At 60.2% G+C, this 24,294-nt stretch carries 17 protein-coding genes and 1 pseudogene; 3 read left to right on the plus strand and 15 right to left on the minus strand.

Features of this window, described 5'->3' with window-relative positions:
* Positions 1-41 precede the first annotated feature (41 nt).
* The 5 genes from XI02_RS29900 to XI02_RS29920 form a co-directional block, all read right to left on the minus strand.
* On the minus strand, positions 42-905 hold the full coding sequence (locus XI02_RS29900; RefSeq protein ID WP_172647622.1) for a TylF/MycF/NovP-related O-methyltransferase: 864 nt from the start codon (positions 903-905) through the stop codon (positions 42-44).
* Between the two features lie 8 nt (positions 906-913).
* The gene (locus tag XI02_RS29905; RefSeq protein WP_172647621.1) at positions 914-2,257 is read right to left on the minus strand and encodes an ABC transporter ATP-binding protein; all 1,344 of its coding nucleotides are present in this window, start codon (positions 2,255-2,257) and stop codon (positions 914-916) included.
* Positions 2,254-3,054 (minus strand): ABC transporter permease, encoded by an 801-nt coding sequence (locus XI02_RS29910; protein ID WP_028338356.1) that lies wholly within the window; start codon positions 3,052-3,054, stop codon positions 2,254-2,256. Before XI02_RS29910 ends, XI02_RS29905 begins: the two co-directional genes overlap by 4 nt.
* Positions 3,051-4,994 carry an asparagine synthase (glutamine-hydrolyzing) gene (gene asnB / locus XI02_RS29915; RefSeq protein WP_172647620.1) on the minus strand — a complete coding sequence of 648 codons (1,944 nt, stop codon included), beginning with the start codon at positions 4,992-4,994 and terminating at the stop codon, positions 3,051-3,053. Before asnB (XI02_RS29915) ends, XI02_RS29910 begins: the two co-directional genes overlap by 4 nt.
* Positions 4,995-5,078: 84 nt before the next feature.
* Positions 5,079-5,720, minus strand: coding sequence for a winged helix-turn-helix transcriptional regulator (locus tag XI02_RS29920; protein ID WP_172647619.1), 642 nt, complete (start codon positions 5,718-5,720; stop codon positions 5,079-5,081).
* A 711-nt stretch (positions 5,721-6,431) separates the two neighbouring features.
* Between XI02_RS29920 and XI02_RS29925 the strand changes: the two genes are divergently transcribed.
* Both XI02_RS29925 and XI02_RS29930 read left to right on the plus strand, forming a co-directional pair.
* Positions 6,432-7,616 (plus strand): glycosyltransferase family 4 protein, encoded by a 1,185-nt coding sequence (locus XI02_RS29925; RefSeq protein WP_172647618.1) that lies wholly within the window; start codon positions 6,432-6,434, stop codon positions 7,614-7,616.
* Between the two features lie 705 nt (positions 7,617-8,321).
* Entirely contained in the window at positions 8,322-9,653 is a 1,332-nt protein-coding gene (locus tag XI02_RS29930; protein ID WP_063787333.1) for a hypothetical protein, read from the plus strand.
* A 484-nt stretch (positions 9,654-10,137) separates the two neighbouring features.
* Here the strand turns inward: XI02_RS29930 and XI02_RS29935 are convergent, their stop codons facing one another.
* From XI02_RS29935 to XI02_RS29975, 10 genes and pseudogenes are all read right to left on the minus strand, one after another.
* Complete coding sequence (locus XI02_RS29935) at positions 10,138-11,127, minus strand: hypothetical protein (RefSeq protein ID WP_194483240.1); 990 nt, start codon at positions 11,125-11,127, stop codon at positions 10,138-10,140.
* Between the two features lie 433 nt (positions 11,128-11,560).
* Positions 11,561-12,784, minus strand: coding sequence for a glycosyltransferase family 1 protein (locus XI02_RS29940; protein ID WP_225163385.1), 1,224 nt, complete (start codon positions 12,782-12,784; stop codon positions 11,561-11,563).
* Positions 12,718-13,647 carry an NAD(P)-dependent oxidoreductase gene (locus XI02_RS29945; protein WP_172647616.1) on the minus strand — a complete coding sequence of 310 codons (930 nt, stop codon included), beginning with the start codon at positions 13,645-13,647 and terminating at the stop codon, positions 12,718-12,720. Before XI02_RS29945 ends, XI02_RS29940 begins: the two co-directional genes overlap by 67 nt.
* A 3-nt stretch (positions 13,648-13,650) precedes the next feature.
* A complete protein-coding gene (locus XI02_RS29950; protein ID WP_172647615.1) occupies positions 13,651-14,502 on the minus strand; it encodes a class I SAM-dependent methyltransferase in 852 nt (283 codons plus the stop codon).
* Positions 14,492-15,061: a DapH/DapD/GlmU-related protein gene (locus XI02_RS29955; RefSeq protein ID WP_172647614.1), complete on the minus strand. Its 570-nt coding sequence runs from the start codon at positions 15,059-15,061 to the stop codon at positions 14,492-14,494. The genes XI02_RS29950 and XI02_RS29955 overlap by 11 nt, the downstream gene beginning before the upstream one ends.
* Positions 15,062-15,287: 226 nt before the next feature.
* Positions 15,288-16,382 (minus strand): glycosyltransferase, encoded by a 1,095-nt coding sequence (locus tag XI02_RS29960; RefSeq protein WP_172647613.1) that lies wholly within the window; start codon positions 16,380-16,382, stop codon positions 15,288-15,290.
* Between the two features lie 3 nt (positions 16,383-16,385).
* Complete coding sequence (gene asnB, locus XI02_RS29965; RefSeq protein WP_172647612.1) at positions 16,386-18,224, minus strand: asparagine synthase (glutamine-hydrolyzing); 1,839 nt, start codon at positions 18,222-18,224, stop codon at positions 16,386-16,388.
* 2 nt (positions 18,225-18,226) lie between these two features.
* Positions 18,227-19,780 carry a lipopolysaccharide biosynthesis protein gene (locus XI02_RS29970; protein WP_172647611.1) on the minus strand — a complete coding sequence of 518 codons (1,554 nt, stop codon included), beginning with the start codon at positions 19,778-19,780 and terminating at the stop codon, positions 18,227-18,229.
* A gap of 476 nt (positions 19,781-20,256) precedes the next feature.
* A pseudogene (locus XI02_RS45505) lies at positions 20,257-20,337 on the minus strand (tripartite tricarboxylate transporter TctB family protein); the annotation flags it as partial.
* Positions 20,338-20,722: 385 nt separating this feature from the next.
* Entirely contained in the window at positions 20,723-23,677 is a 2,955-nt protein-coding gene (locus tag XI02_RS29975; protein ID WP_245163959.1) for a M10 family metallopeptidase C-terminal domain-containing protein, read from the minus strand.
* Positions 23,678-23,878: 201 nt separating this feature from the next.
* Here XI02_RS29975 and XI02_RS29980 point away from each other — a divergent pair, with 201 nt between their 5' ends.
* Complete coding sequence (locus tag XI02_RS29980) at positions 23,879-24,181, plus strand: hypothetical protein (RefSeq protein WP_172649138.1); 303 nt, start codon at positions 23,879-23,881, stop codon at positions 24,179-24,181.
* Positions 24,182-24,294: the final 113 nt, after the last annotated feature.

Genomic DNA, 24,294 nt, shown 5'->3' on the forward strand with positions numbered 1-24,294 from the left:
CAGAGCTTTCTCACCATTGTACGAAGCAGCTAAGCCCCATCCTACTGCTTGATCGTGAAGGCCTGCCCCGTTGGCAAAAGCGCGAGATTCTCGGCCTTCGATTCGAAGAATTCGTCAGCTGCTTGTTTCGCACCTGGGCATGATTTGAACCCGTGGTCATCAAGCAGGATAATGCCACCCGCAACCATGCGAGGATAGAAGAACTGAAGCGAGTCAAGCGTGGGCTGGTAGAGATCGACATCGACGTGCACAAAGCGAAACCTGCAGTCGGCCGCTTCGGCAAATCGCGTGGGAATCCAGCCCTTGTAAATCCGATAGTTGTCGAACTCTCGCAAGCTCTGCGTCAACTCATCTTCGGCCGCGGTCAGAGAGCCCTTTCGCCAGTACGTGCCATCGACGGAAGCCGGCTCGGACAACCCCTCGAAGCTGTCGAAGAGATGAATCGACATCGGTATCTTCCTGAAGGCCTGGCAGAGCAAGTAGGCCGTAGCGCCCCTGTACGCGCCGCATTCGGCGGCATCGCCTTCGAGATGAAGCACGAGCTTCAGCAACTCGTTCATCGCATATTTGCGATCAAGCGAATGCCAGTTCCCTACATCCATGAACCTCATGTAGTAGGCAAGGAATGCTTCATCCTCGAGGAATATTCGAGCAAATTCGGAGAATTTGAACTTCGGATAGATGGCTGTCGTCAGCGCCTCCGCCGAAAGATAGCGTTCGAATTCGGAGGATTGAAACTCCAGCCCACGCTTCAAGAGCGTAAGAAGCTGAACAGCCTTGTCCGGCGCAAGGCTCTCGATCTCCGCCGCCAGCCGCGTAGCATCAGAACTGTAGACTGGGGCCGGAGCGGGTTGCACGGGGGCCTCGCTCTCGGTCTTCGCGCGCGGTCCCAGCAACGGCGCCATTATTCGCTTCAACATCCTCCGACAGCTCCGCTTACCCGGGCGACATCCTCTTGTTCAGAGGAGATCACGATTTCACTCTCCAGATTGACCAAGGCTGTCGTGAAAGCCCCTTTTGTGCCAACAACCCGGAATTGAATGGCATCCTCGACGAAATCGATTTTTGCACCATCGTGGAGATGCGCGGCGCCGAGCGTTAGAAAGAAGTCGCCCGCCGCCAACCACATCGTGCAATCGCACGCTATCGTCAGAACATCACCGGCACGGGCTTGCCACGCCACGCCATGGCTGGTCAGGTTGGTTGCCCCCCATACGACAGTTCCCCTGCGGTCCTTGATTGCAAAACCACAGGACAGTGCCGGAATGTCCGCATCGCACCGAAACCGCATCGAAAAGCGATAGTTACTTCCACTCTGAAGGAGCGTTGCGCGCCGTCCGTGCTCATCGAACACCCCCCAATCGAGCAAACGCCCCTCACCCGATCCATATCGAACCTTCGGCGCGATTTCCTCCGCCGGCAGCTCGGAATCGTCGGTATTCTCGACGGTTCGTTGACTGATCGCGTTCTCCAGCCCCGGCGACGACGCCTCTTCGGCCGCGGTCGCCGTGCTCGCTTCCGATTTGCCAAACAGCAGATTGTGATAGACCACCGATATCGGCCCGGCCTCGCCTTCCGCGAAGACTCGTCCGCCTTCCAGAATCAGGGCGCGATCGCAGAAAGTCGTAATCGTGTTGGTATCATGGGACACGAGCAAGATCGTCGCGTTCTTCTGCTTCAGCCGCTGGATCCAGCCGAAGCACTTCATTTGAAACCGCGCGTCGCCAACCGATAGAGCTTCGTCAACGATCAGGATATCAGGCTCGACGCTGATCGCCGTGGCGAACGTGAGACGCGCCTGCATCCCGGTCGAATAGGTCTTGAAAGGCTGGTCGATCACGTCCCGCAACTCGCTAAATTCGATGATCGAATCGAGCTTGCGTTCGATTTCCGCCTTGGGCGTGCCGAGGCACAGCCCACCCATGAAAATGTTCTCTCGGCCGGTGTAGTCCGGGTGAAAGCCGGTTCCCAGTTCGAGGATGGCGGTGATCCGGCCGTTGACGTCCAAATCACCCGACGAGCGCTCGAGTGTTCCGGCGATGATCTTGAGCAGCGTCGATTTTCCGGCCCCGTTGCGCCCAAGAATTCCGACGATCTCTCCACGCTTGAGATCGAGATCGACGGCCTGAAGGGCCACGCGCTCGGTGTGGCGCGGAACGCGGCGAATAACTTCCACCAGCGGATCGATTGCATGCTCATAGACGCGGTACGCCTTTCGCAGCCCGCGCGCACGGATGGCGATTTCGGATCCGGTCATAGCGCGTCACCAAAGCCGTGCTGCAGGCGAGAGAATACTGCGTAGCCGATTGCCAGGCAGGAGACCGCCCCAAGGGGAAAAACAATCCAAGCCGCCGGATGTTGAAAGGCTCCAAAATAGAGCGCGTCCTGCCAGCACCAAACCTGGTAGCTGAACGGATTGAAATGAAAAACCCAATTCATCCAGCTCGGCGTCACATACGGGTTGAACAAGATGGGCTGTGCGAACAGGTTGACCGCACAGAAGATCGTCACGATGTCGCGCAAATCGCGAAAGAAGATGCCGAGGGCCGATAGCATGAGAGCAACGCCGGTCATCGCAATGAGTTGGATCGCAATCAGGAACGGGACGGTCAGAACCATGAAGGTCAGGGTTCCGCTGACCGCAGCGTAGCCGATCGTGAACAGAAGCGCGATTGAGTATGGAAGCGCCGAAGCGATCGCAGTCTTGATCGGCAATACCACGACCGGAAAAATAATCTGCTTCACGAGGCTCGCATGAGCGGTCAATATCGTGGTGGAGCGCGCCAGCAAATCCTGAAACGCCAGCCACGAGACTATTCCGATCAAGACATTGACGGCAAAATCGGGATGGCCGCCGCTGCTACCGACGCGGGTCGGGAATACGTAGGCGAACAGGAGCGAGTACATCAGCATGAGCAGCAGCGGATGGCCATAAGCCCACAGCGCGCCCAGCAGCTGTCCGGTGTGACGATCACGCAACTCACGCTTCACGAGCTCAGCAACGAGCTCGCGGTGTCCGTACACCGAGCCAAGAAGTGACTGCGCCGCGATCACAGCGAGACCTCCGGATTAGCCGACAGCCACGCTTGCGCCATCAAGACATTCCACAGTGGATAGGCCCAGTTCGCGCCAGCCAGATGCGCTTGCCATCGCTCTCGGATCGGTGCGGGAGTAAACAATTCCTGGTCCTTCAATCTTTTCTCAGCCAACAATTCTTCCGCCCAGTCCCTCAGCGGTCCCCTCAGCCACTCCGCCAGCGGCACGCCAAATCCCATCTTTGGACGGTCAAGCAGTGCACGCGGGACACGGCGATAGAGCACCTCGCGCAACGCCCATTTGGCAACGCCATCGCGATACTTCATATGCCTTGGAAGGGTCCAGGAGAATTCCACGACCCGGTGATCCAGTAGCGGAACCCGCGCTTCGAGGCCGACGATCATGCTGGCGCGATCGACCTTCGTCAGAATGTCGTCAGGCAGATAGGTGAGAGTGTCGATAAGCATCATCCGGTCGAGAAAATTCGGAACGCCGGTCGGGAGATGCGTATCCCAAAGCACCCCCTTGGTCTCGGAAGCTCCGATCACCAGATCGTCCGGTGTGTGCCAATGGCTCAGCATCCCGCGATAGAGCGTGTCGGGATCACCCTCGAGAATGGCCGGGGCGTACCGTTCAACCTTCGAACCAAGACCGTTTATCCGCCAGCGGCCCGGCAGCACCTCGCCGATCTGATCCAAGGCACGCCTCGGAACAGCACGGAGACCTCGAGCCAGCACATTGCGCAAAGCCCCTGGGGCGGGGCTGGCGACCTTTCGCATATCCAGCGCGTAGGCATAGCGGGAGTAGCCCGCGAATAATTCATCGCCACCATCTCCCGAAAGCACGACCTTAACATGCTGACGGGTCAGCTCGCACACCAAGGCGGTCGGCAGTTGAGAGGAGTCGGCGAACGGTTCGTCGTACCATTGCGGGAGATGCTCAACCATATCCAAGGCATGCGAGGCATCAGCATACAATTCGGTGTGGTCAGTTCCGAGATGGCGCGCGACCTCGCGCGCAAAGGGCGCCTCGTCAAATCCCTTCTCCGCAAAACCGATCGAGAATGTATTGATCTTTCGATCTGCGGTCTCTGCCATCAGCGCAGTCACGAGCGAGGAGTCTATCCCTCCCGACAACAGCGAACCAATCGGCACGTCGGCAACCAGCCGGCGCCTCACCGCATCGGACAGCAGAGCATCAAGGCGATTGATCGCCTCGCCCTCGTCGATTTTCGATTTGCCGCCTACCGACGTCTCAACGAGGCCTCTGAGATTCCAGAAACGCTCAGTCGAAACTTCGCCGCCAAGCTTGGTCTTGAGCATGGTGCCCGGTTCAAGCTTGTAGGTATCCTTATAGATCGTAAAAGGCGCCGGGATATAGTTGTGGCGCATGAACGAAGCCATCGCGTTGCGATCCACGGCTGGCGCCCAGCCCGGAACAGCGCGCAGCGCTTTCAATTCCGAGCCGAAGGTCAGCACCCCGTCAATTACGCTCCAGTAAAGCGGCTTGATTCCAAGGCGGTCGCGCACAAGAGTCAGGTCGCCAGTCTGCTTGTCATAGAGCGCGATGGCGAACATGCCGATCAGGCGCGGCACCACGTTTTCGATGCCCCATTCCGCGCAGGCCTCGAGGATAACTTCAGTATCCGAGTGACCTTTGAGCCGACGATTGGTCCGCTCAAGATCGGCCGCAATCTCGTTATGGGAGTAAACCTCACCATTGTAGACAATGACGAACCGCCCACATCCCGACGTCATCGGTTGAGCGCCCGTGGGGGTCAAATCACGGATCGCCAGACGTCGGTGACCGAAGCCCACACCTCGTTCGCTGTCGAGCCAAGTGCCGCGCGAATCCGGCCCACGATATGCGAGGCTATCGGTCATTTCGTCGAGGACCCGCTGCGATAGAGGCCCGCGGCCGCCCGGCCGAAGTCGCATGAAACCCGCAATGCCGCACATTACTGCGCCCCTCTCCCCCTGGCCGTAGACACTGTTCAGATCACTGAAAAAAGCAGAGCAGCAAGGAACGTGTATTTGACGCAATCATTGCGCTGCCTCCTGATGCTCCTGGTGATTCAAGCCCAGCAAGCTTGGAGCCAGTACACGGCCTGGTCCGTAGAGGCGTACCGCTTCATCGAAAGCCCGACTGGGATTGGCCACATCGGTGATCATCACAGCATCAAATGGAATGGCAACACGATCGTAGCCAGCAACAACCTGGACCCCGACGAAACGCGTGTCGCCTGCATTTTCATCAACAATTGCGACGATCGAGACACCGCAATCGACAGCCGACAGCATGGCAATCTCGGCCAAGTCCGACCTCCCGCAAAGCACCAGATTCTGGAAATGCCGCGCCTTCGCCAATTGAAGGACCTGCGCACAATCGGCCTTGGCCTGACGAAAAAACGAGAAAGAGGACGACAGATATTCCACGGTCAGGCGCGATTTCTCAGCGAAGCCCTTTGGCGTCAGGTAATAGGCGTAGCGACGCGCCGGCGCCTGGCTGACTTTGACAAGGCCCTTCTTGATGCATCGCTTGAGGTAGGCGTTAACGAGGCCAAGCGCGATACCAAGCTCCTCCGCGATGCGGCGCTGCGATTGCGCGCCATCATCGACGGAATTCAGCAAATTAAGGACGATCCGTTCGTCCTCCCCGCTAGAATCCGGCAACGTGTGGTCCATTGAGACTCCCCCTCCGTCGGCGACAGATAGTCCGTTCATGCCGTGAACGTCAAGTCGAACGTTCACGACGTGAACAATTCAATCCAATTGAATTTGTTGAAGAATTTTATGGATAGCTAATTGAGCAAGCAAATTGGCATGCTCGGACAGGCGCCTTTTCTTAGCCTGGATGCAAATGCCCACTCACTACGGCGTACCGAGTATTCGCTCGGCGCTGCCACCGGCCGCGTTCGAACGCCGCCAAATGGACTGACCATACCCCTCCCGCCAGTAGTTGCGTTCGATGAATAACATTCCAGAGTGCGCTGACCGCAATGTCGACGAACAACGACGCCTCGGAATGAGCGGTCACCACATCCGATAAGCGCCTGTACTGGGCGGTTGGAGCTGGCGCAAATCAAGAGCAACCGCGTCGAATCGTCCGCGCAGCAGCAGCCGGCGCTGTGATAGACCCAGGCGGCACAAGCAGCGCATCGCTCGAACTTCGTACCCACCAAATCTAATGATGTCGCACCCGAACCATGCGGCAGGCCGCCGCACTGCTGGTGGACGTGCGTCATCCCGTGGTATGACTGCGGCCCTTCGTGACGTTGGCGACGATGCTGATGGCCTACTTGCGGTCCTGCCGCTCCCTTCGAGACGACACAGATTTTTCATGCTCCCGATTACCCATGAAATCCGGGCTTCCGACAATCCTGCTTCGACTGATCAATGAATCCCCTAGAAATCAAGCTGAAGGGTCGCATCCTCTACATCGCTAACGAGGACTGGGCGTTCTTGCTCAATCGCCTGCCAATGGCGCGGGCAGCGCGTGACGCCGGCCTTGAGGTTCATGTGGCGACCAATGTGAGCAGCGGCGCCGCCTCCATCAAGGCGGAGGACTTTGTACTTCACCAGATCCCCTTCCAACGTGGTCAACGGGCGATGCTCACGGCTGCTGCGGCGCTGAAAGCTATCCGGGAGGTGGAGCGCGCGATCAAGCCAAGCATCGTGCACCATTCCGGGGTGCAATGCTGCGTCTTTGGTTCGCTGGCTGCGCTCGACCGGAGATTCCCCGTCGTCAATGCGATCACCGGGCTCGGCTATATCTTCACGTCATCGAGTTCGCAGTCACGTCTGCTGAAGCGCGTCCTGACCCAACTGCTGCCTTGGCTGCTCAATCGAAATCGCAGCTACACAATCGTGCAAAATCCCGACGACCGCGAGGCGCTGATGGCGCTCGGTGCCAAGCCCGACCGCATGACGTTGATTCCGGGATCTGGCGTTGATGATGAATCATTGCAACCGCTACCTGAGCCGGCAGGCCCGATCACGATCGGATTCGCGGGGAGGCTGCTGGTCGACAAAGGCATCCGCACTTTGGTTCGCGCCCACGGTCTACTGCGCGATCAAGGACACGATATCAACCTTATCATCGCAGGTAATCCTGACCCGGCGAATCCATCGTCCGTGTCACACGACGAGATCGAAGCCTGGATCGCACGACCGGGCATCACGTGGCTCGGGCACATCGACGACATCACCTCGCTGTGGCGCGCTTCACACATCGCGGCATTGCCTTCGTATCGTGAAGGGCTTCCGGGAGCGTTGATGGAAGCAGCCGCCTGCGGCAGGCCCCTGATTGCGACGGACACGCCTGGCTGCCGCGAGATTGTGCTTGCTGATCAAACCGGCCTCTTGGTACCACTCGAGGACCCAATAGCGCTGGCGAGCGCAATTCTGCGGCTTGCTGAAGCGCCTGAGTTGCGGGCGAGGTTCGGTGCTGCGGCGAGACGACGCGTGTCGGAGCGATTCTCTGCAAGGATCATCGGTTACACGATCACTCAGCTCTACGGTGACATATTGGCGCGCAGTGAGACGCCACTGACTGCTTCGAACGCCCGAACCGATCGATAACCGCGACCTCGCCGATTGCGGCCCACTGAACAAGCGAACTGACGCAGCCGGCGTCAAAGCGATGTCCCTCACAGGCTGCGGCCAACGTGTCGTGCCGTGCTTGATATCACCACTATTCTCCGGGCTCCTGCGCCGGCGGCCGGCCTGTGAATGCGGCAGTTGCCAAGGAAATCTCATGAACTCCTCCATGGGACTCGCCCACAGAAACGCCCGCGCAAGCGGAGGCTGGCTGAATTGCTTTGCTGCTCGTTCGACAATTGGCGACTTGTCAACCTGCTTCCCGGTGTTTACAGGACAATGCAATCGTCAAGCACGACCAGAGAGTTCCGCTCATGGAAGCAACTCGGCTCACTCGAAATCTTGAGTGCCCTGGGTCCCGGGACCAGCCATAGCTGTGATGACCGGGAGAGCCCAAGCGAACGAAGCAAGCACAGCGTCGCCGCGGAATTGCGGCGCGGTTCGTTGATCCGGCCCAGCCGCGCAGCGGCGCCGGCCGAACTCAAGATACGCTGCGCCATGTTCGCAAGGCTCCGCATCTGCGAAAGATGACGAACGTCATCACGGCAATTGTTGGCAATTATTGCTTCGTTTGAGATAACAGAGGCTTACTCTTGGCACCAAGCAGGTTAAGTTCTCGAATCTTCGAATCCGCAGGCCGCCAGCCACACTCACCGGCCGCGCATGACCTGCAACGGGACTGGCAGCATGAATACGAACGAGATCGCGGTAGCGGGCAAGATTTCAACGCGCGTGAGCTTGGGCGTATTGATCAGCTTCCATATCGTCGCCTGCTGCATCTCGCTCGGCTATCTCAGCCGCAGCTACGGCAACTTCCATATTTTTTATGATGCCGAACTGCTCTACGGGGCGATCGCAACGATCGCCGCGTTTGCTGCTCTCTCCTACCTTTTCCTCCTCGTTCCATTCAGCTTTGGTTATTTTCTCAGCTTTTATTTTTACACCATGATCCTTGGATACCTCTGGCTAAATTGTTTCTCCCGCTTCGAGTACAATCACTGGCTCAGTGGAGCCTCTGCCGTCGCGTCCATGATAGCATTCATGGCGCCGTCACTCCTCGTGACATCTCCGATCCGACAAGTGTTCACGATTAGCGAAACAACCTTCTACCGCGCATTGACAATTATCTTGGCAGTCGGTGTGGCCACGATCCTGATAGCCGCAAGCTATAGCTTCAAAATGGTCTCGCTCGGGCAGATGTACGACTTCCGCGACAAGATCAACATGCCCTCCCCGCTCGTCTACTGCATTGGCGTTGTTTCGAACGCCCTGTTGCCCTTCACCTTTGCTTGCTTTGTGGAGCGGCGGAATTACTGGCGAGCTGGACTGACGCTTGTCCTATTGCTGCTTGTCTACCCAATCACGCTCAATAAGATCGCGTTCTTCACACCAATGTGGCTTCTGGCCATGGCTGTACTGACGCGCCTGCTCGATTGCCGAATTGCAGTTGTGCTCTCGCTATTCGTACCGCTGATTATCGGCGTCGTCTCGTATGCCATCCTCGGCATCAGCGACACGCGCTATCTCGATATCGTCAATCTTCGAATGATTGCTACGCCTTCAAATGCGATGGATATCTACAACGACTTCTTCTTCAACCACCCTCTCACATCCTTCTGCCAGATTACATTTGTCAAAACCCTCGTCTCTTGTCCCTATACGGTTCAGTTGGGAGAAGTGATGCAGCAGGCCTACCGGCTCGGTAATTTCAATGCCTCCCTTTTCGCGACCGAAGGGATCGCTTCGGTCGGCGTTCTCCTGGCGCCGATCCCGGTTTTGGCGTGCGGACTAGTAATCGCTCTCGTCAATCGATTTTCCTCGGGCCTTCCTCCTCGCTTCATCCTTGTATCTGGTGCGATCCTTCCTCAGATCCTCTTGAACGTGCCATTCACGACAACCCTCCTCTCTCACGGCGCCGCCGTACTTTTTCTGCTATGGTATCTGACGCCGCGCTCAGTCTTTGCATCGCAGAGTGGATCTGTCGCCGTCGAGAGGAAGCTTGAAGAGCACCTCGCATGACCATCAAGCGGTCGATGTTGGTTAGCGATCGCATTTGGTGCGAGCCAACACTGCATTTCGCCCTGATCTACGCCGCATCCTGATCTGCAAACTGGACACGACATGTCGAAGCGATTTCAGCGGAGGCTCGTTCTCGCGACCATTTTTGGAGCGATCTTATACATTCCGCTCGGGCTCTACCTCGATACGCTTCCGCCTTGGCGTGAGCCGGACCCGGGCATCATCCGCCCGCCATTCAAACATTTTGGCGGCAACGCTTGGCAATATCTGACGCTTATTCCAGGCGCCGTCTCGGACAGCAATGAGGCACCCAGTCGGTCGCGGCTTGAAGTGACAGAAGACCGTCACGCTCTCGGACCAGCTCATACGACGCACGTCGATATCGCCGAGAAAGGAAACGGACGATACTCTCATTGGCAATCGTCCTTGATTTTCTCGACGAGCGACAACAGCGACCCGAATACAAACGGGCGAGCCTACCGAGTCATTGATCCAGACGCGAAGGACCCCTTCGTCTCGCTCCGAATTCCTCATCGTCCAAGTTTGTTGAGCCGGCTATTCCCATCGAGGTTCGATCACTGAACCTCTCGCCCCTCCAACTTGCGCGTTTTGCATCTGGAAGCAGATATTCACGAGCGGTCAGAACACGAGGTGACCAAGAAGCGGATCGAGCGATCTTTGACCGGACACCAAAAGCAGCGCACGGAGCCAGCAAGATCAATCCTATTGCGATTGCATTGGCATAGTGGAAAACGACGTCCTGCATGTTCTCAATGTGCAAAACGTACTCGGGATTCAAATAGTCCTCATTGTCGGATCGACTCGATACGTAGCGGTAGATCTCGTTGGCGTTTGCCCAACCTGCTTTTGTGTATTTCCCGGCAATCTCCGCTCGCAAGACGCCGCGCCGCACGTCGTACCTGTAAGCCGAAATCCCATAGTCTGGATCAACCAGGTAGTCGTGCCCACCGGCAGCAAACTTTACGAGCACATGGCCACCGACACCGAACGCCCACGCTTGAATGCCATTTTTGCGAAGAATCTCGGAAGTGATCACTGCGCGCTGGCCACAGAAGCCGCATATCAGCGTACGTTTCTGAAGAAGGCCCTCGCTCCAAATTAGGCTCGCGTCGATTAGTGCTAACTGAGCAAGAGTTGCAGAAAGAGCACGCTCAATCGGCGTCAACGAGAAGTCGCCCGGTTCGCAGTTGTAGCTGGTGTAGTGCACCGCGAGCGCGATCCGGTTCGCGTAGGCGACATCGTCGGTCTCAGAAGGACGTCGGACGAGTTCGGCGTCCGGAATCTCGCTAAGTGAGCGCCCGCTCACATAGTCGTATCCGGGTACACCAACTTGCCTGCCTCGCGATTGCCTAGGCAGAAGCTGCGAAGCAGAGACGGCCACCAGCAAGATTGCGACGACCGTCCGCAGCAGGGTCGGCCTTCTGAGCCTCGGCAGGGTCCTCAGCCAGTTCATCGGCGGCGATGCTCTTTGTTGAGGGCGCTCTTAAGCTCCGTACTGCACCCGCATGAGACGCAAGACGCTTCTTGTGCTTGAACACATTATTTTCAAACGGTGAGAGCGTGAATAGCTCAATTGAGCTATTCACCGTGCAGATTTGGCCCGCCAGAAATCTACAGAAACACTGGTGCAATCTGAAACCCAAGAACCACATTGGCTAACCAGGTGACGGAGCGCTTGGTGACTCTGCCGGCGCGCCTGGAAAATCGCGGAGGGCTAGCAGGCAGCAAGGATTGCTGCCGAGCGCAACTCAAGTATCAATCGATGAAGGGCAAGCTATCTTCCTGAATTGCGCAGCTCAGCAGCGTCGATGGCCGGCTCGGCGATCATGGTGGTCGCTTATGAGGTAGCGTGGGGTCACGTCTTGCCGCCCCCAGGAAGCTGGCCTTCAACTCACGGCGGTTTGCCGGATAGCGTCCGAAAAGCTTCGCGCGAACGCACGGACATTGTCGTCCTGATGCGGGACAATGTTTCGTACCGTCGGAGGGCTATCCATCTCCGAAATCTGCATCAGATGATCCGCCAGCGCGACCGGGTCATCGACGCCGAAATAGCGGGCGGCACCTGAGGTCTGCTCGCGGTGCACGTCGATATCCGACAGGATCACTGGAACGCCAAACGACTTCGCCTCCTCGACGGTCGTGCTCCAGCCCTCGAAGCGCGATGGGTTGATCAGGGCTGTTGAAGCGCGCAGCAGCGCGTAGACATGCGGCAGCGGGATAACGCCAAGGTGGCGGAACTGCGCTTCAAGGCCGCGCTTTTGGATCTCGGAGTTTACCAGATCATAGTAACCCGGCTCGCGCCGGTCTTCCTTGCTGCCGGATGCACAGATCACCACGTCGATCGCCCGCCCCTTCAGGATCGTCAAGGCGTCGACGACGAGCTGGTGGTTCTTGTGGCGATAGAACTGATTGGGTAGGTAGAAATAGTTCGCCGGCAGATTATATTCCGCGATTACGTCCGACGGGTCGGTGTTCAGGAACGCGGCCGGTGGCTGGGTCGCGAAGCGAACGACGCAGACCTTGTTTCTTGCGCCTGGATAGTAGGCCTTGAAATCACGCAGCGCGCTCTCGCTGCTCAGCATGATGGTTCGGCCCGAGGCGATTTGCATGCGAAAGCCAAGCTCGCGGCGCCAGCGTGCCGTCGTTGGAAACAGTTGCGGCAGCGAGCGGTGCTGCAGATCCGGAATCCACGCCACTGCCGGATGCGCGAGTCGCCAACCAAAGAAACGTGCCGATTCGACGACGACGTCAATCCCGGCGCCGCGAAACGCCGCCGCGGCTCCGCGATCCAGACCAAGCCCGAGTGCCGCGGCCAACCCTGGCTGTCCATCGAACGCTTCCGATCGAACGACCTCGACACCCGGTATTCCGGCAAGCTCCGCGAGCTCATTCTGCTCGGCCCTGTTCCCGGCAAAGACGATCGGAACGAATTCGCCGGGCAGAAACCTGGCAAGCGCCGCAAACAGATTGCGCTGATAATTGTAGCCGCCGGCCCAAAGCCGTCGCGAAATGTGACTGAACGCGAACCGCAATGGGCGGGGCGTCACGAAGCCTGCCCCTTGAACCAGGCCACGTAATCGGCAAGGCCCCGATCGAGCGGAATGCGCCAATCGAACCCGATCTGGCGCAGCACGGCATCATCGGCCAACAGGCTCAGGGGATCGCCGGGCCGGCTTACGCCCGAGTGCCGCACAACGGTATTGCCGCCCCACTCCCGGATGAGACCGGCTGCGATATCGGCAACGCTGGTCCCGCGGCCCGACCCGCCATTGATGACCCGGAAGGCCGCCGGCGACGACGGCGCTGCGACGCTTGCGAGCAGCCTTGCGACATCGCGAACGTCGGTCCAGTCGCGGATTTCGTTGCCGGTCCCGCCAAGCGTGAGCACCTGCTCCTTGGCCGCCAGCCGCGAGCAGATGTCCCAGAGCAGCTGCTTGCGCAGATTGGGTCCATAAACCGAGAACAACCGCACGATCGCGCAGCGGATGCCAAACGACTGCGCGTAGCTCCGGCACAATTGCTCCATCATCAACTTGTGCTGCCCATAGGGCGACATCGGAGTTGCGATCGCGCTTTCAGCGATCGGGCCGACATGGTCGGCTCCATAGACGGCCGCACTTGACGCCGCGATCACGGCGCAGGTCGGCGCGGATCCGCGCAGCCATTCGAGCAGCCGCGCGGTGCTCGCCACGGTCCGCGAAAAGTCCTCGAACGGCCGCTCGATCGAGATGCCGACCGACGATCCGCCAGCCAGATGAAAGATCTGCGCCGGCAGCCCGTGGGCGGTGGCAAGCGCGTTGAGATTGGCCGCGTCGATCTCGCCGTTGATCCAGCTCTGCAAACCAAGCCGGCGAACTTCCGCTGCATCGAGTGCGCCATGCCCGACGCCGAGCACCGCATGGCCCGCTCCCGCCAGCTCATGCACGAGATGGCGGCCGATGAACCCATTCGCGCCTGTGACCCAGACGATCATCGCTCACGCCTTGTGACAGACAAAGGAGTAGAGCCGGCCCGGTCGATTGTCGAAACGTTCGGCCATCGACAGCAGCGAGCCGAACACAAGGCGTGACGCAAACGCGGTTCGCCACAGCGGCGCCACCGGAACCTTTTGCGTCAACCTGGTCACGATCGCCGATTTCAGGGTCTCCACCGTATAGGGAAACAGGTTGATCGGGCTTTGCAGCGGCGCCAGCGTGTCGATCGCGGAAAACCCTGCGGCGGTCAGCGCGCCGATATAGCGATCGAGCAGGAAGGCATGCTCGCCCCCGTAAAGATGATGCAGCGGATGCTGCGCGAGGAACTGGGGAAGGTCCGCCTCCTTGCTGATGACATGCTCGCGCGCGGCGATCAGCATGCCGCCGGGCCGCAGCACGCGAAACATCTCCCGGCATGCTCCCTCGAGATCGCGCGTGTGGTGCAGCACGGCGCGGGCGAAGACGAGATCGAACGCCGCATCGGCGAACGGCAGCCGCTCGGAGAACTCTTCGACCACCCGGATCGGCAGTTGCGTCTGCCCTGCCAGATCGCGGATCGCCGCCGCTCCCACGATCGCACTGGGATCCGGCTCGAGCGCCGTCACGGCAAAGCCGGTTCGGGCGAGCGCGTAGCTCGCAATGCCGCGGCCGGCGCCAACATCGAGCGCGGCGCCGGACCGGCCGGCCAGCAGCGAAGCGACCGCCTGCCACTCGGAGCTCCGGAAATAGCGTTCGGCAGCGTCGGCCAGCGGATCGTCGTAGAATGCATCGAGCACAAGCTGGCGCTGGTCCGGCTGATTGCGCAGCCAGACCACCGCGTCCTCCCAGGTGGTAAACTTGCGCTCACCGTTCATCGGGCCCAAGCTCCCTCACCAATACGGCCGGATTGCCCGCAACGATCGAAAACGCCGCGACATCCCTGGTCACAACCGCGCCGGCCGCGACGATAGCGCCCTGGCCCACCGTCACACCGCGCAAGACCATCGCACCCGCGCCGATCCACGCATCATCGCAGATTTTGACCGGACTCTCATCAAGCGAGATATCGTTCGGATGCCCACGGGTGAAAATCTGCTGGACCTGTTTGTGCCGCTCGGCCGCCCGCAGCGGGTGCGTGAGATTGTCGAAAACATTCGCCGAATGCGAGATCAGGACGCGGTTGCCGATCTCGATCGAGGTCGCAGACCAGATCCGGGTTCCTTCGCCGACGTAGCACCACTCGCCGATCCTGATCTCTCCACCATGCGCGAAGGTCATCAACTCCCCGCGGATAATACTGTTATCTCCGACGACGATTCGATCGCTGTCGCAACGAATGTTGCGGATGCGTGCTGTCCGCATCAATTTTGCACCAGCTCCAAGACGGCAGGTTGCCCGTCCCACAAGTCGTTGCAGGCAATAGTCGAGATTCATCAGCTCAACTCAATTCTGGGCGATGGCGTTAGCATAGATGCTTGCTCGTTGAACCGGTCGCGCCCGCCGCTGTACCGGGCGAACAGACTCGCATCGTCGCCTCCTTTTTTCGGCGCTACAGTGCGGCACGGTACATTCGTCGGCCCCCATTTGAGTTGATGGATCAAGTTGCTTGCAGACATCATCGCGGCCCCATCGCCCTCCGCTCGGATCTGTGCAACGTCTATCATGGCTCAATCCGCGCGACGAGATCGATAAACTGTGCCCACTGCGAGGCCTTGCTGTAGGTCTCCTGCACACGGCTCCGGCCGGAGGCGGCGATCCCGGCCCATTGAGGCCAATCCTGCAGGCTGCGTGAGATCGCCTCGGCGGCCCGCTCGGGAACGTCGTAGGTGCGCATCGTGACGCCGTCCTGCATCGCCTCCGGATAGTTGCCGGCATCCGACACGAGCAGCGACCCGCAACCCATCGCCTCGAAGCAGCGCATATTGCCGCGGTCGCTGCCAGCCATGTCGATTGCGCCGTTGAGCACGATCTTCGCCGATCCGAACAGCTCGTAGAGGTCCCTGCCGAACAGCGGCAACCTCGCGATTCGCGCGATGGCGTCGGGGCGGCGGTGCTTGCGCAGCGGCAGCAATCGACCGACCGCGCTTTCGGCAAGCCGCGTCAGCCGCGACGCATCGAGGCAGAACACGATCTTGCGATCAGCCGCCAGGGCGGCGACCTGTTCGAGCGTCCTGCCCCGCGCGCTATGATGCCGCGAATATCCACCGACAAACGCCACGTCGATCGGCCGTTCGCCGTGGCCGTACTGCTCCATGACAGGGTCGATCGCGGGAAAGAAGAGCTCCGCCCGGCACCCCTTGCTGCGCCACGCCTCGAGGATCGAGGGGAAGTTTCCAAGCACCGCGCCATAGGCGGTCAGATCGGCATTTCCGGAAGGCGCGGCGCGCCAGCACAGCATCTTCTTCACGCAGCCGGGAAGCTTGGCGACGAACGCACTCGGATAGCGCACCGGATCGAGATTGTAGAACACCTCGGTTCTATGATGCTCGATCTGCGCGAGCAGAATGGCCTCGAGCGTCGGCGATTCCTTCATGCCCTGCTCACGCGCCCACTGGCGCTGCAGCACCTCGTCGTCGCCATTCGTGAAGAAGGCTTCAGCTGCGCCGTCGAGCACGGGCTTTAGAAAATGCGCGGCGCCAAATCGATCATGCAGGAACACGTCGCGGCGCGCGTCGAAACCTGACGCTTTTGCCGCGAGCTGGTTCAGCCTCGGCAAATAGGACGGATAGAGACCGCTATTCTGGAACAGACGCATTGGTTACGCGGACCTTGCCAACATCCATTTCATGTTCAAGTAAGGCCAGATCCGGCCGACGCTCTTCCAATCCCAGCTCTGCGACGCCGTCAAGCGGCCGACCGTCTTTCGAAGGGGCGTTTCGTCGACAAACTCGGCGAATGCCGGAACATTCCGCTCGAGCAGCTCTGCCGTCCAGCCCGCCAATGGCCCGTTCAGCCATTCCGGCATCGGCGAGTTGAAGCCTACCTTGCGGCGCGCGGTGCGGATGCTTTCGGGCATCAGGTTCGCCATCGCCTGCCGCGCCACCACCTTGGTCAGGCCATCAGCCGACTTGCTCGTTTCCGGCAACGCCATCGTGTAAGTGACCAGCCGCCAGTCCATGAACGGCATGCGGACCTCGATCCCGTGCGCCATCGAGAGCCGGTCGAAATTGCGCAGAATGGTAGGCAGCGTGGTCGAATGGAACATGCGGTAGAGGCGCCGGTTCAACGCGCCCCATGTATCAGGCAATTCGTCATCCTCGGCGACCAGCGGCAGCGGCGCAGGCGCGGCCGCAGCGCCTCCGCGCAGGAAGTAGTGCCCCTCGCGCTTGATCATCTGCGCGCGCAGGAAGTCGATGCCGCGCTGCGCCAGCTGCGATCGTGAGGTGAGCGCGGCTGCTGCGTTCCGGATCCGGAATGCGGCCGACTGCCCCTCCTGCAGGTAGGCGCCCATCAATTCGTCCGCGCCGTGGCCGTCGAGTGACACGGTGACGTTCTGGCGCCGGAGCTCGCGATAGATCAACCACGGCGCGCTCGGCAGCCCGATATAGACGTCGTCATTATCGTCGAGGATGCGGTCAAGGTCGGTGAGCGCGTCGGAGCGCCCGATCTCGAGAAAGCTCGGTGCCACCTCGGCCCACGCGGCCGCTTCCTCCGCCATCGGCCGCTCGTCGTTGCTGGCGCCGGGAAAGGTCGCGACAAAGGCGTGTCGCCAGGCCGTCGAGTCCCGCGGTCCCATGCCGGCCTTCTCATGGGTCGCCATGGCGCAGATCACCGCGGACGAATCGAAGCCGCCGGACAGACAGGTCCCGATCGGAACATCGCTGCGCATCCGCAGCGCGACGGAATCCTGAAACAGGTCGCGAAAGCGCTCGACGCGCGCCGTCTCGGTATCCGGAATCGCCGGCAGATGGTCCACGGTCCGCCACCAGCGGCGCACCTGCACACGCCCCTGGCGTAACCACATGCAGTGGCCGCCCTGCAGGCGGCGCAGTTGCGCGAACAGCGTCCGTTCGCTGCCTTCGATCCCGAACGGGTCAAGCAACAGCCGCCGCGCCACATCGACATCGAGCGACGTTTCGACCAACCCACTCCGCGCCAGCGCGCGCTGCTCGGACGCGAACACGAAGCGCCCGGACGACAGCGCATACAACATCGGTTTGATGCCGAAGCGATCGCGCGCCAGGAACAGATCATCCGTGGCCGTGTCGTAGATCGCCAGCGCCCACATACCGTTGAAGCGCAGCAGCATGTCCTCGCCCCAAGCCTGCCAGGCGGCAAGGACCACTTCGGTATCGGACTGGCTGCGGAAAACCGCGCCCTTCGCCTCGAGCTCGCGGCGCAATTCGAGGAAGTTGTAGATCTCGCCATTGTAGACGATCACATGGCGGCCATCGGCTGACACCATCGGCTGATAGCCGCCCTCACCGGGATCAATGATGGCGAGCCGGCGATGGCCGAAGGCGACGTTTCGCTTGGCATTGAACCAGGTGCCCTCGCCGAACGGACCGCGATGCGCGATCAAATTGGTGAGCCGCGAGATGTCGGCCGGCTCCACGGGAGCGCCGCGCAGATTGACGATGCCTGCGATGCCGCACATGTCTAGATGGCCTTGAAGGGCAGGAAGCGACTGCTGATGACGCGAAGATCCCGCCAGCACACGGCGCGATAGGGACCGAGCTGCGAGGCGGCAACGGCGGCGACAAAGATCGCCGCCGCCGACACTCCGTAGAGCGACACCACATACCACCATGACGGCGCGTAGTCGAATGACGCGTGGCCGAGCTGCGAACGCAGCGCCAGCGCGATGGCTACTCCCGTGCCGAGCGGAATCAATACGAAATGCAACATCCGTGACCACATACCTGAAAGGCGGAAGGTTCGCCGCAGCAACAGCACGGTGATCACCATCTGGGCGACCATCCCGACACAGGAGCTCCAACCGGCCGCCTCCCAGCCGAAATATGGCAGCGCGACGGCGCTGGTCACCAGCGTGAAGATGCCCGTGACGAGCGAGATCAGCGCGTTGGAACTGGAGCGCCCCTGCGACAGCAGATAGAACGCAAACACATTGGCGCTGGACCCCAATATTCCGCTGATCGCGAGTACCACCAGCACCAGCTGGGCCTCGGCGGCGACCTCGGCGCCGGTCCATCGATGCAGCAATGCGCCTGCGACCGGGATCAGGCCGCCCAGCGCGCTCGCGGCAAGCACATTGAGAATCCAGGACGAGCGCAGCAGGAGGTCGACCTTGCGATCATCATCTTCCCTCTGCAGGGTGCTGAAGAACGGGAACAAGATCTCGCCGATCTTCAGCACACCGATATAGACCGCCTCCTCCAGCCGCTGCGCAACGCTGTAGAAGCCGACGAATTGCGGCTGCAACAGCGCTCCGAGCAGATAGCGGTCCGCCTGCCCGGCGAACAGCGCGCCGCTTTGTGCTGCGAACTGCCAACCGCCAAGCTTGACCAGTGCACGCAGCGCACCGCGATCGAGCGCTGGCCGTGCCAGCCAGTCACTGATGGCGTGGCGCGACCAGGCAAAAGCCATCACGAGATTTGTTGCAAAGCCCAAGGCCTGACAGCCAAGGAAGGTGGAGGCACGCGGCGCGTAGGGGATCAGCAGCAGCATCGACATCGTCGTCACCACCGTGCCCGTGATGCTGATCGACGCGATCCGCCGATAGTCCTGACGCGCCGTGAACAGCGAGAGGAAGACGGCGAACAGGCACTGGAACAGCCAACCGGCGCCGGCCAATGCGAAGGCGAGCCCGAGGTCGTCGGCGGCCGGGCCGCCGAGGTGGAATCCCAGTCGTGCGAGTGGCGCGCCGGCAAAGGCAAGCAACGCCGCGATCAGGCCGCCAAGGACGATGGCAAGCGCGAGAGCGGTCGCGAAAAATCGCCGTGCCAGGTCGCGGTCGGACGGTTCCAACCTTTGCGCGAGCTCGCGCGCCGTCGAAAGGCCGAGCGCATTGCTGAACATCAGCGCCGGCGCGACACAGGCCGTCACCAGACCCGCAACGCCGAACGCGGCGAGACCGAGCCGGAAAATCACGAACGGCAGGATCGCGAGATTGAGCAGCACCGCGACCGCGAAGGCGGTCGCGTTCCATGCCGAGTTACCGAGCAGATCGGATGGACCCTTTTTCACCGCCATGCCCGCTTTCGGTCCATCGCTCCGATACGCCTCAAGTGCCTCTTCCGTAAGGGCAAAACCCATTCGGCATGACGACGGGCTAGCAGCCGGCGCGGTGATTGTCGAGGGTTCGCAGACGGCGGGGAGGTGTGGGGCCAGGCCAGGACCGCAAAATACAGGAGCCGATCTTCACGGAACCATGGCTGGTTGTTTCCGGCCTGGCTTGTCGTTCAAGCAACAATTGGAAAGGCCTGTCTAAATTCTAAAGCAGATAAGCAGAGACCCAAAGCCGCCCGTTCAAATAAGAGGTATCTAAATGCCCTTTCCGCCACATCCGGAGCCCTGTCGGGCTTCGCCATGCTCGATCTGACCCAGGCACGTTCCGGGCTCACTGCGTGCGCCAACTCGAGCACCGTCATCACGCGGCGGGCCTGCGCGCGTGACGAAGGTCTCTCGACCGCCGCGCAAGGACCGTCGTGAGGCCGTAGAGGCTGCCGGATGATGCAGAGATAGAACGAGAAGTGACCGGGTTCGAGCCCGGTCGCATCCCAGGACGCGCCTGTACGCCAATTGTCGTAGCCGCGCGCTGACGGCGAGCGCGCGCAGCAGAACAGCCATCGGCCTAACGGCAGGTCAAGCTGGCGAAGCGCCTCAAGCCCAACCGCTCATCGAGGGGCTCTCAGCCAATGTGCTGACGGCGATGCGACCTACGATTCGGATGCGTTGCTATCCACCATCGGCGCAAAAAGGCACACAAGTCATCTCGCGAACACCCCCTCATGGGCAATCAAACATCCGTTCAACAAGCCTCTCCATGCCGAGCGTCACGTGATCGAACGCTGCTTCTCAAAACTGCAGCGGTTCAGGCGCGTCGCAACGCGCTACGAAAAACCGCTCGAAATTACTTCGCCATCTTAACGATCGCTACCGCTCCGCTCTGGCTAAGGCAACTGTCCACACAGCCTAATGGACAACGAAGTAGCCCGTGTTCAGGTCGGCCATACGTACGTTGGTTGTATCCCGCCCCATGACGGCATCATGAAAATCGCTCCCTAACTCAGACATGGCGTGGGATTGATCGCTCGGCGTTTCGTGCAAGAGCTCCATCAGCTGTTTACAGGTAGTAACCAAAGAAAATCCATCAGGTGCGACAATTTCCGCGCTTCCGGCATTCACTACACCGCCCCCATCGATGTCCCGGTGAAATACGAAACTATCATTGCTAGCTGCGATCCAGGCCCCTTGCGATGCAGGACATGGAGGCACCGATGTCTGGACGGTTACAGCAACACCAATAGTATCCGAGATGGCGTTGCCGCTGCTGTCCGTGTTCCAAACGGTATGCCGATCGGCGCCCGAAACTTTCCAAGCAATTTCATATCCGTTTGCCGTCTGCTCCGCCCCGGTCGGCGTCCAGGCTCCGACCTGAGTGGATGCATCAAAAGGCGCCCCGGCATATTTGACTGATGGGCCCGTACCGCCGCTGACGGCATCGAGAAAATAGTTGCTGCCGATCTGGTCCAGTTTGGTCGAGCCGGCGGCTTCGACCACGGTTACGCTCGCCGCAGGTATGCCGCTCACGCCGTCGGCGTTGAGGTCCTGATGGAAGCTGCTCTCAAATGCTTCAAGGATTGTACTGCTTCCTGAGACAACCGCGGTCGCAGAGGAGACATAGTTGCCGTTGCTGTCGGCGTTCCAGACCAAGTACTGATCCGAACCGATCACCTTCCACGCAATCTGGTATCCGTTTGCCGTCTGCTCCGCCCCGATCGGCGTCCAGGCTCCGACCTGAGTGGCTGCATCAAAAGGCGTCCCGGCATATTTGACTGATGGGCCCGTACCGCCGCTGACGGCATCGAGAAAATAGTAGCTGCCGATCTGGTCCAGTTTGGTCGAACCAGCGGCTTCGACCACGGTTACGCTCGCCGCAGGTATGCCGCTCACGCCGTCGGCGTTGAGGTCCTGATGGAAGCTGCTCTCAAATGCTTCAAGGATTGCACTGCTTCCTGAGACAACCGCGGTCGCAGAGGAGACATAGTTGCCGTTGCTGTCGGCGTTCCAGACCAAGTACTGATCCGAACCGATCACCTTCCACGCAATCTGATATCCGTTTGCCGTCTGCTCCGCCCCGATCGGCGTCCAGGCTCCGACCTGAGTGGATGCATCAAAAGGCGTCCCGGCATATTTGACTGATGGGCCCGTACCGCCGCTGACGGCATTGAGAAAATAGTAGCTGCCGATCTGGTCCAGTTTGGTCGAACCAGCGGCTTCGACCACGGTTACGCTCGCCGCAGGTATGCCGCTCACGCCGTCGGCGTTGAGGTCCTGATGGAAGCTGCTCTCAAATGCTTCAAGGATTGCACTGCTTCCTGAGACAACCGCGGTCGCAGAGGAGACATAGTTGCCGTTGCTGTCGGCGTTCCAGACCAAGTACTGATCCGAACCGATCACCTTCCACGCAATCTGATATCCGTTTGCCGTCTGCTCCGCCCCGATCGGCGTCCAGGCTCCGACCTGAGTGGATGCATCAAAAGGCGCCCCGGCATATTTGACTGATGGGCCCGTACCGCCGCTGACGGCATCGAGAAAATAGTTGCTGCCGATCTGGTCCAGTTTGGTCGAGCCGGCGGCTTCGATGACGATCGGCGGGAGCACCGAGGAGGCCGCGATCGTGCGATCGGCAAACTGGAAATACTCAACGCCAGTGACGTTATCAATGCCCTCCGGTGAACCGGCGCGCTGGTCGCTTATCGTGAAGGTCTGCGAACTTGCGTTGTAGCTAACTGTGTAGTTCGCCCTGTTGCCCAAATACACAGCGGTGTCGGTGCCGGAGCCGCCGAAGATGGTGTCGTTGCCGCCGCCGCCGGTGATCGTATCGTTGCCCGAGCCGCCGTTCAGGACGTTGCCAATTGCGTTGCCCAAGATCATGTCGTTGCCGGACCCGCCGTTGGCATTGTCGATGTAGGAACGCGCGTCGCCGTTATAGAGATAGGCGTTGTAGACGTTGCCCGATGCGTAATGGCCATCGCCGAGATAGGCCAGTTGAACGGAGGAGAATACCGACGACGCACCGGGGTTGAGGTTGATGCTCAGGTTCGTCGTGTAGTTCGACAGATCGTAGGTGTCGACGCCGCCGCCGTCCCACACAGTCTCGTAGATCCGGTTGGCCGAGCCGCCGACGCCCCCGCCGGGCGCGAGCTGCCCGACACCGTTGATGAACTCCTGCCCCGTGGTCGGATTCCAGGTGTAGACAGTGTTGCTGCTCTGGGTCGTGAAGTTCGCGCCGTACATCGTCTGGAGCGCGAGGATATCGTTGGCCATAAAGGTCTGCGGATATCCATAGGCCTCATTGGTGTAGCCGCTCGTCGCGGACGCCCCGACATAGCTGCGATAGCTCATGACAGTGTATTCGCTGTCGTCATGTGCGCTCGGCACGGCCACGTTGGCAACTCCGCCGGTCTCCTGGCTGTGCTTGAGACCAACGGCGTGGCCGAGTTCGTGGAGCGCGGTCGTGAAATAGTAGTTGCCAAGCTTGGCGAGCGAGTAATTGTATTGGGTCCCGAACCAGATGTCGCCGCCGGACGCATAATTGCCGGGGTAGTAGGCGTAGGAAGTCGGGTTAGCCGACGGCGATTGCGCGATCATGATGTCGGCGCCGTTCGTGCCCGCGTATTGGATGTTGGCGTTGGCGTAGCCGTTGATCAATCCAATGGCGTAGTTGATCGCAGCCTGCATTTGGGTCGGCGCCGAGGCAAAGCCCGACGTGGTCGGCTCGCTGCTGCCGCCAGCGTACGGATTGGCGTAGTCGCTGGGCGAATCCGGGAAACTATAGGTTATCGGGCCCGACCATTTGTAGCCCGACAGCAGGCCGTCTATGTCGGCGTCGTTGGTCTTGGTGACCGTGACAGCGGTAGCCAAAGGGAAACTCCGAAGCAGCAAGCCCATCCGATGCGAGGCGTTAACAGATGATTCTAGCTAGAGAGTTGAACGTTTGGTTTAAATGCGGCGAGAGCGCCCGGACCTCTGCCATAATTGCGCTGTTAGCTATCAAACCCCGTACTCATACGAGGCGCAAGCAAGAACCTCGGTTCCCGCGGCGCCGGTAATTTGAAGGGTTTCATGAAACGATCTTCACTCGCGGCCGGCCTGTTTGGCGCCCTTGCGGCGCTCGCCGGATTCAATCACACGCCCTTCGGAGGACTGCCCGTCATGGTGGAGAAGGCCAATGCGGATGACAGCGGCAAGGCGGGACGATCACCCACCATGCCAATGGCCCGCGATCCTGCTGCCGCGGTGGCCGAGGAATACGAAGCCGCCCGCCGGAAAGGAACGCGGGAGGCCTTTGAGCTTTTCATTGCGCGCTACGGCGATGACCCGCTGGCCGAGAAGGCGCGCTCGGAACTGAAGCGCCTGTCGCGCTGATCCCTTCACGCAGCGCAGCAAACCGCGCCAGCCATTGCATTTCGACAGGCGGCATCCGCGCTGGCCCAGGCTTGCCGCAGGGTCTTTCGGCGCTATGGTAGGCCCGCAATCTG

It is taken from the genome of Bradyrhizobium sp. CCBAU 21365, from assembly GCF_015291305.1.
Lineage (GTDB): Bacteria > Pseudomonadota > Alphaproteobacteria > Rhizobiales > Xanthobacteraceae > Bradyrhizobium > Bradyrhizobium elkanii.